Annotated in this window: 14 protein-coding genes; 7 read left to right on the forward strand and 7 right to left on the reverse strand. The window is 70.5% G+C overall.

Annotated elements, in window-relative coordinates; genetic code table 11:
• The first annotated feature begins 58 nt into the window (after positions 1-58).
• The 4 genes from KZ820_RS18845 (at position 59) to KZ820_RS18860 (ending at position 3346) form a co-directional block, all read left to right on the forward strand.
• A complete protein-coding gene (locus KZ820_RS18845) occupies positions 59-937 on the forward strand; it encodes a F0F1 ATP synthase subunit gamma (RefSeq protein WP_219750407.1) in 879 nt (292 codons plus the stop codon).
• 103 nt (positions 938-1040) lie between these two features.
• The gene (gene atpD / locus KZ820_RS18850; protein WP_132911055.1) at positions 1041-2528 is read left to right on the forward strand and encodes a F0F1 ATP synthase subunit beta; all 1488 of its coding nucleotides are present in this window, start codon (positions 1041-1043) and stop codon (positions 2526-2528) included.
• A 37-nt stretch (positions 2529-2565) separates the two neighbouring features.
• Positions 2566-3009, forward strand: coding sequence for a CCDC90 family protein (locus tag KZ820_RS18855; RefSeq protein WP_219750408.1), 444 nt, complete (start codon positions 2566-2568; stop codon positions 3007-3009).
• 85 nt (positions 3010-3094) lie between these two features.
• A complete protein-coding gene (locus KZ820_RS18860; RefSeq protein ID WP_219750409.1) occupies positions 3095-3346 on the forward strand; it encodes an ATP synthase F1 subunit epsilon in 252 nt (83 codons plus the stop codon).
• Between the two features lie 19 nt (positions 3347-3365).
• Here the strand turns inward: KZ820_RS18860 and KZ820_RS18865 are convergent, their stop codons facing one another.
• Positions 3366-5537 (reverse strand): primosomal protein N', encoded by a 2172-nt coding sequence (locus tag KZ820_RS18865; RefSeq protein ID WP_219750410.1) that lies wholly within the window; start codon positions 5535-5537, stop codon positions 3366-3368.
• An 87-nt stretch (positions 5538-5624) separates the two neighbouring features.
• Here KZ820_RS18865 and KZ820_RS18870 point away from each other — a divergent pair, with 87 nt between their 5' ends.
• Both KZ820_RS18870 and KZ820_RS18875 read left to right on the forward strand, forming a co-directional pair.
• Positions 5625-6203, forward strand: coding sequence for a putative antibiotic biosynthesis monooxygenase (locus KZ820_RS18870; protein ID WP_219750411.1), 579 nt, complete (start codon positions 5625-5627; stop codon positions 6201-6203).
• 145 nt (positions 6204-6348) lie between these two features.
• Complete coding sequence (locus tag KZ820_RS18875; protein WP_219750412.1) at positions 6349-7101, forward strand: SDR family NAD(P)-dependent oxidoreductase; 753 nt, start codon at positions 6349-6351, stop codon at positions 7099-7101.
• Positions 7102-7119: 18 nt separating this feature from the next.
• Here the strand turns inward: KZ820_RS18875 and KZ820_RS18880 are convergent, their stop codons facing one another.
• Positions 7120-8556, reverse strand: a complete 1437-nt coding sequence (locus tag KZ820_RS18880) for a diguanylate cyclase domain-containing protein (RefSeq protein ID WP_258048349.1) — start codon at positions 8554-8556, stop codon at positions 7120-7122.
• A gap of 110 nt (positions 8557-8666) precedes the next feature.
• On the opposite strand from KZ820_RS18880, the gene KZ820_RS18885 reads away from it, so the two are divergent.
• Positions 8667-9581, forward strand: a complete 915-nt coding sequence (locus tag KZ820_RS18885; protein ID WP_219750414.1) for a tyrosine recombinase XerC — start codon at positions 8667-8669, stop codon at positions 9579-9581.
• A gap of 36 nt (positions 9582-9617) precedes the next feature.
• Here the strand turns inward: KZ820_RS18885 and KZ820_RS18890 are convergent, their stop codons facing one another.
• From KZ820_RS18890 to KZ820_RS18910, 5 genes are all read right to left on the reverse strand, one after another.
• The gene (locus KZ820_RS18890) at positions 9618-10220 is read right to left on the reverse strand and encodes a DedA family protein (protein WP_219750415.1); all 603 of its coding nucleotides are present in this window, start codon (positions 10218-10220) and stop codon (positions 9618-9620) included.
• A 19-nt stretch (positions 10221-10239) separates the two neighbouring features.
• Positions 10240-11199, reverse strand: a complete 960-nt coding sequence (gene gshB / locus KZ820_RS18895) for a glutathione synthase (protein WP_219750416.1) — start codon at positions 11197-11199, stop codon at positions 10240-10242.
• 100 nt (positions 11200-11299) lie between these two features.
• On the reverse strand, positions 11300-11671 hold the full coding sequence (locus tag KZ820_RS18900) for a YraN family protein (protein WP_219750417.1): 372 nt from the start codon (positions 11669-11671) through the stop codon (positions 11300-11302).
• A gap of 53 nt (positions 11672-11724) precedes the next feature.
• Positions 11725-12174 (reverse strand): c-type cytochrome, encoded by a 450-nt coding sequence (locus KZ820_RS18905; protein WP_219750418.1) that lies wholly within the window; start codon positions 12172-12174, stop codon positions 11725-11727.
• Positions 12171-12632 carry a DUF983 domain-containing protein gene (locus KZ820_RS18910; protein ID WP_219750419.1) on the reverse strand — a complete coding sequence of 154 codons (462 nt, stop codon included), beginning with the start codon at positions 12630-12632 and terminating at the stop codon, positions 12171-12173. Before KZ820_RS18910 ends, KZ820_RS18905 begins: the two co-directional genes overlap by 4 nt.
• Positions 12633-12765 lie beyond the last annotated feature (133 nt).

Here is a 12765-nt window from a genome sequence, read left to right on the forward strand (position 1 = left end):
CAGTCCGACGGTGGAAACTGGATCCCGGCCTTCGCCGGGATGACGGCAAGAGGATAGAATGGCGTCACTCAAGGCCCTCAAGATCCGCATCGGCTCGGTCAAGTCGACGCAGAAGATCACCAAGGCGATGAAGATGGTCGCCGCCGCCAAGCTGCGCCGCGCGCAGGAGGCGGCGATCGCCGGCCGCCCCTATGCCGAGCGGCTCGAGGGCGTCGTCGCCAGCCTGGCGCGCAACGTCGGCGTCGGCGCCTCGCCGCTGCTGGCGGGGACGGGCAAGGACCAGGTGCATCTGCTGGTGGTCGCCACCTCCGAGCGTGGCCTCGCGGGCGCGTTCAACACCAACATCGTCCGCGCGGCGCGCCGCAAGGCCGAGGAGCTGGAGGCCGCGGGCAAGACCGTGATCTTCTATCTCGCCGGCAAGAAGGGGCGCGTGCTGCGCCGCTTCTACCCGCAGGCGATCAAGGTCGACCATGATCTCTCGACGGTGAAGACCGTGGCGTTCGACGACGCCAAGGCGATCGCTGACGACCTGATCGCGCGCTACATCGCGGGCGAGTTCGACGTCGCGCATCTGTTCTACGCCAAGTTCCAGTCGGCGCTGGTGCAGCTGCCGACCGGCCAGCAGATCATCCCGGTCGCCATCCCCGACCGCGGGGAGCCGAAGCTGGCCAACGCCGGCGACGCGACGGTGGAATATGAGCCGAGCGAGGAAGCGATCCTCGCCGACCTGCTACCGCGCAACGTCGCGATCCAGATCTTCCGCGCCATGCTGGAGAACGCCGCGTCCGAGCAGGGCAGCCGCATGACCGCGATGGACAATGCCACGCGCAACGCGGGCGACATGATCAAGCGGCTCAGCATCCAGTACAACCGCGCGCGGCAGGCGGCGATCACCACCGAGCTGGTGGAGATCATCTCGGGCGCGGAGGCGTTGTGACCCGGCGGGTGACCCGCAATACCACCTTCAAGGAGCGGCTGTTGGCCGTGACCTTCACCCGCTCCGCGCCTACATCGGGGCAGACGAACCAAGGAAAGATGTGATGGCAACCCTCGCCGAAGACATTCGCCCGACCAGCGGGAGCACCGGATCGGGCAGCAACAACGTCGGCCGCGTCAGCCAGGTGATCGGCGCGGTGGTCGACGTCCATTTCGACAACAACCTGCCCGCGATCCTGTCGGCGCTGGAGACGAGCAACAACGGCCAGCGGCTGGTGCTCGAGGTCGCGCAGCATCTCGGCGAGAACACCGTTCGCACGATCGCGATGGACTCGACCGAGGGGCTGACCCGCGGCCAGACTGTGACCGACACCGGCAGCCAGATCCAGGTGCCGGTCGGCCCGGCGACGCTCGGCCGCATCATGAACGTGGTCGGCGAGCCGATCGACGAGCGCGGCCCGGTGCAGACCGAGCTGCGCGCGCCGATCCACGCCAAGGCCCCCGAGTTCGTCGACCAGTCGACCGAGAGCGCGATCCTTGTCACCGGCATCAAGGTGATCGACCTGCTCGCGCCCTACGCCAAGGGCGGCAAGATTGGCCTGTTCGGCGGCGCCGGCGTCGGCAAGACCGTGCTGATCCAGGAGCTGATCAACAACATCGCCAAGGGCCATGGCGGCACCTCGGTGTTCGCGGGCGTCGGCGAGCGCACCCGCGAGGGCAACGACCTGTACCACGAATTCCTCGACGCGGGCGTGATCGCCAAGGACGCCGAGGGCAATGCGATCAGCGAGGGCTCGAAAGTCGCGCTGGTCTACGGCCAGATGAACGAGCCGCCGGGCGCGCGCGCGCGCGTCGCGCTGTCGGGGCTCGCCATCGCGGAATATTTCCGTGACCAGGAAGGGCAGGACGTGCTGTTCTTCGTCGACAACATCTTCCGCTTCACCCAGGCGGGCGCTGAAGTGTCGGCGTTGCTCGGCCGCATCCCCTCGGCGGTGGGCTATCAGCCGACGCTGTCGACCGATATGGGCGCGCTGCAGGAGCGCATAACCTCGACCAACAAGGGCTCGATCACCTCGGTGCAGGCGGTGTACGTCCCCGCGGACGACCTCACCGACCCGGCGCCGGCGACCTCGTTCGCGCACCTCGACGCCACCACCGTGCTGAGCCGCGCGATCTCGGAGCTGGGCATCTACCCGGCGGTGGACCCGCTCGACTCGACCAGCCGCGTGCTGGAGCCGCGTACCGTCGGCCAGGATCACTACGAGACCGCACGCGCGGTCCAGTCGATCCTGCAGAAGTACAAGTCGTTGCAGGACATCATCGCCATCCTCGGGATGGACGAGCTGTCCGAGGAGGACAAGCTGACGGTCAGCCGCGCGCGCAAGATCCAGCGCTTCCTGTCGCAGCCGTTCCACGTCGCCGAGGTGTTCACCAACATCCCGGGCAAGTTCGTCCAGCTGGACGACACGATCCGCTCGTTCAAGGCGGTCGTTAACGGCGAGTATGACCACTTGCCCGAGGCCGCCTTCTACATGGTGGGCGGCATCGACGAGGCGGTCGCCAAAGCGGAGAAGCTGGCGCAGGACGCCTGATCGACTCGGGGTCGGTGCCCGGCTACTCTAGGGTGGTATGGGCATCGACACGCTCTCGATCGCGAAGGATCTGCGCGCGGCGGCGCTGCCGCAGGACCAGGCCGAGGCCATCGCCGCCGCGATTGGCCGTGCGACGAGCGAGGGCGCGGCGACGAAGAGTGATCTGGATCGTCTGGGTGAGCGGATCGACGCGCGATTCGAGCAGGAGGCCGCCAGGATCGACGCCCGGTTCGATCGAAAGGCGGCCAGGGTCGACGCGCGGTTCGTTCAGGTCGATGCTCGCTTCGATCAGATCGAGGCGCGACTCGAAGAGGCAGACGTCAAGGTCGACGCCCGCTTCGCTCAGTTCGCCACCGATCTCCGTCTGGTCGAGGAGCGTATGTCTGCCCGGATCGAAGCGGCGAAGACGCAGCTGCTGACCTGGCTCGTCGGCGCGATCTTCACCGCCACCGGCGTGCTGATCGCGGTACTGAAGCTGTGATCGACTAGTCCCGCGTCGGCGCCCGTGCGATGTCGCGCGCACGCCTCGGCCTCAATCCTTCCACGCCGTTCAGGATATCGGACCCATGCTGCACTTCGAACTCGTCACTCCCGAACGCCTCGTCCGCTCCGACGAGGTGCATATGGTCACGGTGCCCGGCACCGACGGCGACTTCGCCGTGCTCGAGGGGCACGCGCCCTTCATGTCGACGATCCGCGACGGCGAGGTGCTGGTGCAGAAGGCGCCCGGCGCCGCGCCCGAGTCGATCGCGATCCGCGGCGGCTTCGCCGAGGTCAACGCCAAGGGGCTGACAGTGCTGGCCGAACACGCCGGCTGAGGCCGCTCGAGCTCGCGCATCAGAGGAAGCTGTACGGGTCGACATCGACCGCGACCCGCACCTTCACCGGCCAGTCGAGCGCGCCGAGCCAGTCGCGGATCACGTCCTGCACGTCGAGCGCGCGCCGCGCATGGACCAGCAGGCGGAAGCGGTGGCGCCCGCGCAGCATCGCCAGCGGCGCCGGGGCGGGGCCGTACACCGCCATCCCCTCCACCTCGGGCGCGTGCCGCCCGATCAGCCGCGCCACCTCATGCGCGGCGGCCTGTTCCTCGCTCGACACGATGATCGCGGCATAGCGGCCGTACGGCGGCGCCCCCGCGTCCTGCCGCGCCTCGGTCTCGGCGGCGTAGAAGGCGTCGGCGTCGCCCGTCACAAGTGCCTGCATCACCTGCGCCTTGGGGCTGTGCGTCTGGATGAACACCTGCCCCTTCTTGGCACCGCGACCGGCGCGTCCGGAGACCTGGCGGATCTGCTGGAAGGTGCGTTCGGCCGCGCGCAGGTCGCCGCCGTCGAGCCCGAGGTCGGCGTCGACCACCCCGACCAACGTCAGGTTGGGGAAATGATAGCCCTTGGTCACCAGCTGTGTGCCGACGACGATGTCGATCGCGCCTTCCTCCATCCGCGCGACGAACTCGGCGGCCTTGGCGGGTGACCAGATCGTGTCCGACGTCACCACCGCGGCGCGCGCCTCGGGGAACAGCGCCGCGACCTCGTCCGCGATCCGCTCTACCCCGGGGCCGCAGGCGACCAACGTGTCCTCGTTGCCGCACTCGGGGCAGAGCCGCGGCACCGGCTCGACATGACCGCAATGGTGACAGGCGAGCCGGCGCGTCAGCCGGTGCTCGACCATCCAGGCGGTGCAGTTCGGGCATTGGAAGCGGTGCCCGCAGGTGCGGCACAAGGTCAGCGGCGCGTAGCCGCGCCGGTTGAGGAACAGCAGCGACTGTTCGCCGCGTGCGAGCGTGTCTCGGAGCGCCTCCACCAGCCGCGGGCTGAGCCAGCGGCCGCGCTCGGGCGGCTCCTCGATCAGGTCGATCGCGTCGATCGCGGGCATCTCGGCGACGCCGTAGCGGCCCGGCAGCTTGACTTCGGCATAGGTGCCGAGCGCGACCTGATGGCGCGTCTCGATCGCGGGCGTGGCGGAGGCGAGGATCACCGGACAGCGTTCGAACAGCCCGCGCATCACCGCCACGTCGCGCGCGTGGTAATGGACGCCGTCCTCCTGCTTGAAGCTGGTCTCGTGCGCCTCGTCGACCACGATCAGCCCGAGCTCGGCATAGGGTAGGAACAGGGCCGAGCGCGCCCCCACCGTCACCTTGGCCTCGCCGCTCGCCACCGCGCGCCAGGCGCGCCGCCGCTGGGTCGCGCGCAGCCCCGAGTGCCACGCCACCGGCTCGCAGCCGAAGCGGTCGTGGAAGCGCTTGAGGAAGGGCTCGGTAAGGGCAATCTCGGGGAGCAGCACCAGCACTTGCCGGCCCACGCGCAGCGCCGCCGCGACCGCCTCGAAATAGACCTCGGTCTTGCCCGACCCGGTGACGCCGTCGAGCAGGATCGGCTGGAACGCGGCGGCCGCGACCGCGCCGACCAAGGTCCCCGCCGCCTCGCTCTGCTCCGGCGAGAGTGCGGGCGGTGCGTGGTCGGCGTCGGGGACAGGGTAGGGGCTGTCGATCCCGACCTCGATCGGCTCGATCGCGCCGCTCTTGACCAGCCCGCGGATCACCGCGTCGCTCACCTCGGCGATCGTCGCCAGCTCGCGGATCAATCCCTGGCGCTCGCCGATCCGCTCCAGCGCCTGTGCGCGCTGCGGGGTGAGCCGGTCGGGCACCGCGCCGGTGGCGCGATATTCGACCGCGGAGCGCGCGCCGTCCAGCGCCGCGCTCGACGACAGCGTCATCCGCGCCACCGCCGCCGGTGGCGCGAGATAATAGTCCGCGGTCCACTCGATCAGCCGGCGCAGCGGCGCGCGCAGCGGCGGCACGTCCGCCACCGCGAGCAGGTTGCGCAGGCGATTGTCGCCGACCTCGGCGTCGGACGGCATCCGCTCGGGCTCCCACACCACGCCGAGCAGCTGGCGCGGCCCGAGCGGCGCGACCACGATCGAGCCCGGCTCGACCGCCAGCTCGCGCGGCACGCGATAGTCGAGCGGACCGAGCGCGGAGTTGAGGACGAGGACGCGCGCGCGGGAGGACATGCGCGCCATATGGGGCAGGGCGGAGTCGGCGGGAAGAGCGGTGTGCGACGGGTGGAACCGCCGCCCGCGGGCGGAGCTTAGGCCAGCATGGCGCGCGACGATCACGAAGGGGGAGCGGAAACCGGTGTCGCGCTGATCGTCACGCGCGTGCTCGCCAAGGGAGCGGAGGACGATTTTCGCGCCTGGTCCGAGCGGGTCGATCGCAGCGCCGCGGCGGCACGGGGGCATCGTGGTGGACTGCGACTGGAGCAGACCGGCGGGCTCTTCCACACGCTCCAGCGGTTCACCTCGCATGAGTCGCTGGAGGCTTGGCGGCGCTCGAGTGACTATGCGCGGCTGATGCGCGAGGGTGACCGCTTCTCCACGCCGCGTATCCAGGAGGTGGCAGGCGCTCCCGCTGTGGCACGGCTGCCGAGCGACGGCGACGGGCCCAAGTGGAAGCTCTTCCTGATGAGCTGGCTCGGCGTGCTGCCGCTGGTTCTGCTGTTCAACGGCTTGATCCAGCTGCTGCCGCTGCAGCCGCCCTGGTACCTGCGCGCGCTGCTACAATCCTGCTTCCTCGTCGCGCTGATGACGTGGCTGGTCCGCCCCGCCCTGGCGCGGCGGCTCAAGCCCTGGGCGATGCGTGACAGCGACGGTGACGCGCGCGTCACGAGCGACGACTGAGGTGCCGTCGTGAGTCGCGTCGCGTTAGGAGGCGGGCCGGGACAGAGCGCGTGAGGCGACGGTCCTACCGCCCCTGGACCGTCCGAGCGATAGGACTATCTGCGCGAAGGGCATTCGTCGCGCTCGACCGCCATAGGAGATCGGAATGACAGGGAAGACCGCGATCGTGACGGGGGCTACCTCGGGTATCGGCGCCGCCACCGCGCGCGCACTGGTGGGCGCGGGCTGGCAGGTGATCGCGACCGGGCGCCGCGGCGACCGGCTCGACGCGCTTCGGGCCGAGCTCGGCGACGTGCTGCTCCCCACGGTGTTCGACGTGCGCGACGAGGGCGCGGTCGCTTCGGCGCTGGACGCGCTGCCCGAGCGCTTCCGCGGCATCGACCTGCTCGTCAACAATGCCGGGCTCGCACTGGGAACCGGCCCCGCGCAGCACGCCGATCTGGCGCAGTGGAAGACGATGATCGACACCAACGTCACCGCGCTGGTGGCAATCACGCACCGGCTGTTGCCGGGCCTGATCGAGCGCAAGGGCGCGATCATCAATCTCGGCTCCGTCGCAGGAAGCTACCCCTATCCGGGCGGCAACGTGTACGGCGGCACCAAGGCCTTCGTGCAGCAGCTCACACTGATGCTGCGGTCGGACCTGCACGGTACCGGCGTTCGGGTCAGCGCGATCGATCCCGGCATGGTCGAGACCGAGTTCACTCTCGTGCGCACCGGGGGTAACCAGGCCGCTTCCGACACGCTCTACGCCGGCGCCGAGCCGATGACCGCCGAGGACATCGCCGCGACGGTGCTGTGGATCGCGACGCTGCCGCCGCATCTCAACGTCAACCGGCTCGAGCTCATGCCGGTGAGCCAGTCCTTCGCCGGTTTCCAGGTGGCCCGCAGCGGCTGATCGCCGTCGCGAGCGCCGCTACGCCACCCGGCGCGGCGGCGCGAAGCGGCGCTGGCCGACCCGCGCGCGCTTGGCCTGGTACAGCAGCACGTCGGCGCGGCGGGCCAGGTCGCGCAGCGAGTGGCAGTCGTCGTCGAAGGCGGCGATGCCGACGGAACCCGCGCTCGTCATCGTCACGCCATTGACCTCGACCGCGACCCGCAGCGCCGCCTCGATCCCTTCGCGCAGCGAATCGAGGTCGGCGATCAGCGCCGGGTCCTCGACGATCAGCGCGAACTCGTCGCCGCCAATCCGCGCCGCGAGGGCGCCGCTCAGCCACGGCTCGGACAGCGCCGCGCCGGTCAGCCTCAGCACGTCGTCGCCGGCACCGTGGCCCAGCGTGTCGTTGATCGCCTTGAAGCCGTCGAGGTCGATCAGCACGAGGTGAAGGGGCGAGCGGTCGCGCCGCGCGCGCGCCATCGCATAGTCGAGCGCGCGGTCGAAAGCGGCGCGGTTGGCCAGGCCGGTGAGCACGTCGGTATCGGCCGCATGGCGCAACTGCACTTCGAGCGCGTGGCGCTCGGTGATGTCCTGGAACACGCCGACCATGCCGACGACCCGGCCGTCGACGATCTCGGGATCGCCCATCGAGCGCACCCGTAGCGTGCGGCCGTCGGCGGTGACGAAGTCGCTCTCGAAATCGAAGGGCCGGCCCTCACGGATCGCAGCCTCGATCGTGGCGGCGACGCCCTCACGCACGGCGGCAGGGTAGAAGGTGAGCGCGCGCGATAGATCGGGCTTCTCTCCCAGCGGCAGGCCGTGGATGCGGTAGACGTTGTCCGACCATTCCAGCGACTGGTCCGCGATCGACAGCCGCCACGAGCCGATCATCGCGATCTGCTCGGCCTGGCGGAAGATATGATCCTGTCGCGCGAGCCTCGTGACCAGCAGCTCGCCGGTGGTGGCGATATGGATCGCCTTCAGAGCGGTGCGGCGCGCCTCGAGCAGCGCCTCGGCGAGCGCGGCGAGATGGCGCAGCGCGGCGCGCGCCGCCCCGTCGAGCGTCCGCGGTGCGATGTCGACCGCGCAGATCGTCCCGACGGTGTGCCGCGCGCCGTCCTGGCCGAGCACGTTGACCGGCGCGCCGGCGTAGAAGCGCAGGCCGTTCTCCACCACCAGCGGGCTGGTGCCGAAGCGCGGATCGGCGGCGAGGTCCTCGATCACCACCATGTCGCGCTCGGAGACGGTGCGGTCGCAGAAGGCGATGTCGCGCTGGAGCTCGCGCGTCTCGGTCGGTCGGGCGCTGGCCTTGATCCACAGCCGGTCGCGGTCGACGAGGTTGAGCAGCGCGGTGGGGCAGCCGAGCAACTGTGCCGCGAGCGCCACCAGCGCGTCGAATTCCTTCTCGGGCTCGCTGTCGAGCAGCGCGAGTGCGTTCAGCGCGGCGAGCCGGCTCGACTCGACCGCGGGGGCCATGAGAGAAGAGGAGGGTGCCATCGCCGACCTTATGGTTGCCTCTCGTTAATTTACCTTTTCCACCCGCGCGTAAGCACGCAAAATGCGACGAAAGGAGAAGTTCGACCGCGATGCTGGACGTGCCGCTGACGCTCGCCGACCATTATGCGATCCATCTCGCGCGCGACCGCCGGCGCTCCGAGCACACCGTGCGCGCCTATCGCGCCACCGCGTCGCGACTACTGACCTTCCTGTCCGCGCACTGGGGCGAAGAGGCCGATCGCGCACGGCTGGCGCGGATCGACGCGGCCGACCTGCGCGCCTATCTCGCGCACCGGCGCGGCGCCGGATCAAGCGGCGGCGCCGGCCTGGCCAACGCCTCGGCGGCACGCGAGCTCTCGGCTATTCGCGGCTTCCTCGACTGGGCGGGCGGCACCGGCGCGGCGCCGCGGCTGCGCGGACCGCGCGTGCGCAAGGGCGTCCCGCGGCCGATCGCGCCGCACGAGGCGGTCGCGCTCGCCACCGACGTGGCGGAGGACAGCGACGAACCGTGGGTGGCCGCCCGCGACTGGGCGGTGTTGCTGCTGCTGTACGGCACCGGGCTGCGCATCGGGGAGGCGGTGACGCTGCCGGGCGCGGTACTGCCGCTCGGCGAGACGCTGCGCGTCACCGGTAAGCGCGCCAAGACGCGCGTCGTGCCGCTGCTCGCCGAGGTACGCGCCGCGATCGAGCGCTATGCCGCTTTATGCCCGTGGCCGCTCGCGTCGGGCGAACCGCTGTTTCGCGGGGTGAAAGGCGGCGCGCTCTCGCCCGGCGTGGTGCGGCTCAAGGTGCGCGGCGCGCGCGCGCGGCTGGGGCTGGGCGAGCGCACCACGCCGCACGCGCTGCGCCACAGCTTCGCGACCCATCTGCTCGGCCGCGGCGCCGACCTGCGCGCGCTGCAGGAACTGCTCGGCCATGCCAGCCTGAGCTCGACGCAGGTCTATACCGCGGTCGACGCGGCGCACCTGCTCGACGTCTATCGCGCAGCGCACCCGCGGGGGTAAGGCTAGTTCCTCCTCGTGCCGCGGAGAATATGTCCGCTACTCGGCGCGCGGTGACCAGGTGACGACGCGGTAGACGTAGTAGCCCAGCGCGACCACCGTCAGCACGATCCCGACCGGTCCGACGTAGCGATCGAGCTCGCTGAAGCGGCTGCCCAGATAATAGCCCGCACCCGCCAGCACCGCGTTCCAGATGATGCTGCCCAGGAAGGTCATTACCAGGAAGCGCCATAGCGGCATCGCCGCCATGCCGGCGGGCAGCGAGATCATCGTGCGGAAGGTGGGCATGAAGCGGAACACGAAGATGACCCAGCCGCCGTGGTGATGGAAGAAATGCTGCACGCGCTCGACGTCGCTCCACTCCATCGTCAGCCAGCGGCCGTGGCGCTCGACGAAGGGGCGGAAGCGGGCGTAGCCGACGCGGCGCCCGATGACGTACCAGAAGACGTTGCCCGCGGTGGTGCCGGCGGTGCCCCAGAGCAGCAGCGGCACCGGCTCCATCTGCCCGCGCGCCACCGCGATCCCGCCCAGACCCATGATCACCTCGGACGGGATGGGCGGGACGACATTCTCCAGCGCCATCAGCAGGAAGATCCCGAGATACCCGCCTTTGACGATCCAGCTGACGATGAACTCGGTCACGCCTACGCCAACGGTGCGGTCAGCGCCCGCGTTCCGCGTGGCGGCGCTCGATCGCGTCCCAGATGAGACCGGCGACATCGACGCCGTCGAAACGTTCGATTGCGACGATGCCGGTGGGCGAGGTGACGTTGATCTCGGTCAGCCACTCTCCGCCGATCACGTCGATGCCGACGAAGATCAGCCCGCGCCGCTTCAGCTCCGGCCCGAGCGCGGCGCAGATCTCGCGCTCGCGCGGGGTAAGCTCGGTCTTCTCGGCCGATCCGCCGACCGCGAGGTTGCTTCGGATCTCGCCCGCGCCGGGCAGACGGTTGATCGCGCCCGCCACCTCGCCGTCGACCAGCACGATGCGCTTGTCGCCCTTGGCGACGTCGGGGAGAAAAGCCTGGACCATGTGCGGCTCGCGCCAGGTCTGGTTGAAGACCTCGATCAGCGCGGAGAGGTTCTCGCCCTCCGGACCGACGCGGAAGATCGCCTTGCCGCCGTTGCCGTGGAGCGGCTTGACCACGATCGCGCCGTGCTGGCGGAGGAAGGCGCGCGTTTCCTCGAGCGAGCGGGTGACCAGCGTGGGCGGCATGAAGCGCGCATAATCGAGCACGAACACCTTCTCGGGTGCGTTGCGCACGCTGGCGGGATCGTTGACCACAAGAGTGCGATCGGCGACCCGCTCGAGCAGGTGGGTGGCGGTGATATAACCGAGATCGAACGGCGGGTCCTGGCGCATCAGCACCACGTCGGCCTGGTCGCCGAGGTCGAGCGCGACCGGCTCCCCGAAGCGGAAGTGTTCGCCCGCCACGCGCTGCACCGTCACCGGGTGCGCGCTGGTCCATAGCCTGCCGTCCGACCAGTTGAGCTGGTCGGCGGTGTAGTGGAACAGGCGATGCCCGCGCTGCTGCGCCGACAGCATCAGCGCGAAGGTCGAGTCACCGGCGATGTTGATCTGGTCAAGCGGGTCCATCTGGACCGCGACGGTGAGCGCCATGGACTGTCCCTTTCCGGCAGAGCGATGCGGCGGCAGGTAGGATGGCACAGAGCCAATGTCACGCACGGTCGCGCCGGCTCGGGCGGGCCGACGCCGAGGCTTAGCCGATCCAGGCGTTTTCGATATGGCGCGGGCGCGTACCGGGCGCGAGCAACAGCACGTCGACGCGGATGTCGTCGCCAGGCAGCGTGTAGCGGGGCATCAGCAGCTCGGCCGCGGCGGCCACGCGCGCGAGCCGGCGCTCGTCGATCGCGACGTCGAGCCCGGCGGCGGTCCGCCGCGCCTTCACCTCGACGAAGGCGACCAGCGCACCTCGCCGCACCACCAGATCGACCTCGCCCGCGGGGGTGCGCACACGCCGATCGAGGATCTGCCAGCCCTGCAGCCGCAGCCACCAGGCGGCGAGCCGCTCGCCGCGGCGCCCCGCCGCCTCGGCGTCGCGGCGATCGAGCAGGGAGCGGGGACGACGCATGACCGTGAGGTTGTCCGAGCCGCGATCATGCGGCAAGCACGCGCTGGCCCGGCTCAGCGAGCCGCGTCGCCCTGCCGGTGCAGATAGGCGATCAGGTCCGCGCGATCGAGCGGGTCGCGTACGCCGGGGAAGCGCATCGCGGTGCCGGGCGCGACCGCGGCCGGGTCGGCCAGCCAGGCGTCCATCGCCGCGTCGGTCCACCTGCCTCCGTGTCCGCGCAGGACGGCGGTGTAGCCGAAGCGTGGGCTCACCCCGGCGACGGGCGCGCCCATCACCCCGCGCAGGTTCGGCCCATTGCGGTCGCCCGCGCCCGCGCCGATCGTGTGGCAGGCGGCGCACTGGCCGAACAGCCGCGCGCCGCGGCCCGCGTCGGCGACGGCGAGCCGAGCCGCCAGCGTCGGGTTCGCGCCCAGCGCCCTGCGCCGGGCCGCCACGTCGCCGTCCCCGCACGCGGCGAGCAGCGTCAGCGTCGCGAGGGCGAGCGTGACGCGCCGTGCGCTCACTGGTCGAAGTCGCTCGCGCCGGAGGTCCCGTGCAGGTCGGACCAGAGACCGCGCGTGCCCGCCTCCTGCGCGCGGTTGACGTATTGCGACGCGACGAGCCAGCCCTTGATCGGCCGCAGCGGCAGCAGCGTGCCGAGCGCCATCACCGGCACCGAGGTGACGATATGGACCCAGGCAGGCGGGTCGAACGCGACCTGAAGCCACACGACGAAGGCGGTCAGCGGCAGCGCGATGATGCACAGCGAGAAGAAGGCGGGGCCGTCGTCGGGTGCGGCGAAGCGATAGTCGAGCCCGCAATGATCACAGCGCGACACCACCTTGAGCCAGGAGGCGAACATCTTGCCTTCGCCGCAGCGCGGACAGCGGCCGCGCCAGCCGGAGCGAATGATCCACCAGAAGCGGTCGCGGCCGCTCGGCGCGACGGTAGCAGGGGCGGGGGTGGGAGGCGTCGTTTCCATGCGCGGCGATGTAGGCGCGCCGGCGCGCGGGTTCGATGGGACAGATCGTCCCACCCGCCGCCCTGCGAACGTCACTCCTCGCTCGATCCGGATGAGAAAGGGCGTGGGCACAAGTAGTTGGTACGCCTAGACT

The organism is Sphingomonas citri, assembly GCF_019429485.1.
In the GTDB taxonomy this organism is placed as follows: domain Bacteria; phylum Pseudomonadota; class Alphaproteobacteria; order Sphingomonadales; family Sphingomonadaceae; genus Sphingomonas; species Sphingomonas citri.

Bases quoted from the DNA above. Each gene is read 5' to 3' on its own strand.
- KZ820_RS18845 (WP_219750407.1), top strand. From the start codon at position 59: ATGGCGTCACTCAAGGCCCTCAAGATCCGCATCGGCTCGGTCAAGTCG.
- atpD (WP_132911055.1), top strand. From the start codon at position 1,041: ATGGCAACCCTCGCCGAAGACATTCGCCCGACCAGCGGGAGCACCGGA.
- KZ820_RS18855 (WP_219750408.1), top strand. From the start codon at position 2,566: ATGGGCATCGACACGCTCTCGATCGCGAAGGATCTGCGCGCGGCGGCG.
- KZ820_RS18860 (WP_219750409.1), top strand. From the start codon at position 3,095: ATGCTGCACTTCGAACTCGTCACTCCCGAACGCCTCGTCCGCTCCGAC.
- KZ820_RS18865 (WP_219750410.1), bottom strand. From the start codon at position 5,537: ATGTCCTCCCGCGCGCGCGTCCTCGTCCTCAACTCCGCGCTCGGTCCG.
- KZ820_RS18870 (WP_219750411.1), top strand. From the start codon at position 5,625: ATGGCGCGCGACGATCACGAAGGGGGAGCGGAAACCGGTGTCGCGCTG.
- KZ820_RS18875 (WP_219750412.1), top strand. From the start codon at position 6,349: ATGACAGGGAAGACCGCGATCGTGACGGGGGCTACCTCGGGTATCGGC.
- KZ820_RS18880 (WP_258048349.1), bottom strand. From the start codon at position 8,556: ATGGCCCCCGCGGTCGAGTCGAGCCGGCTCGCCGCGCTGAACGCACTC.
- KZ820_RS18885 (WP_219750414.1), top strand. From the start codon at position 8,667: ATGCTGGACGTGCCGCTGACGCTCGCCGACCATTATGCGATCCATCTC.
- gshB (WP_219750416.1), bottom strand. From the start codon at position 11,199: ATGGCGCTCACCGTCGCGGTCCAGATGGACCCGCTTGACCAGATCAAC.
- KZ820_RS18900 (WP_219750417.1), bottom strand. From the start codon at position 11,671: ATGCGTCGTCCCCGCTCCCTGCTCGATCGCCGCGACGCCGAGGCGGCG.
- KZ820_RS18910 (WP_219750419.1), bottom strand. From the start codon at position 12,632: ATGGAAACGACGCCTCCCACCCCCGCCCCTGCTACCGTCGCGCCGAGC.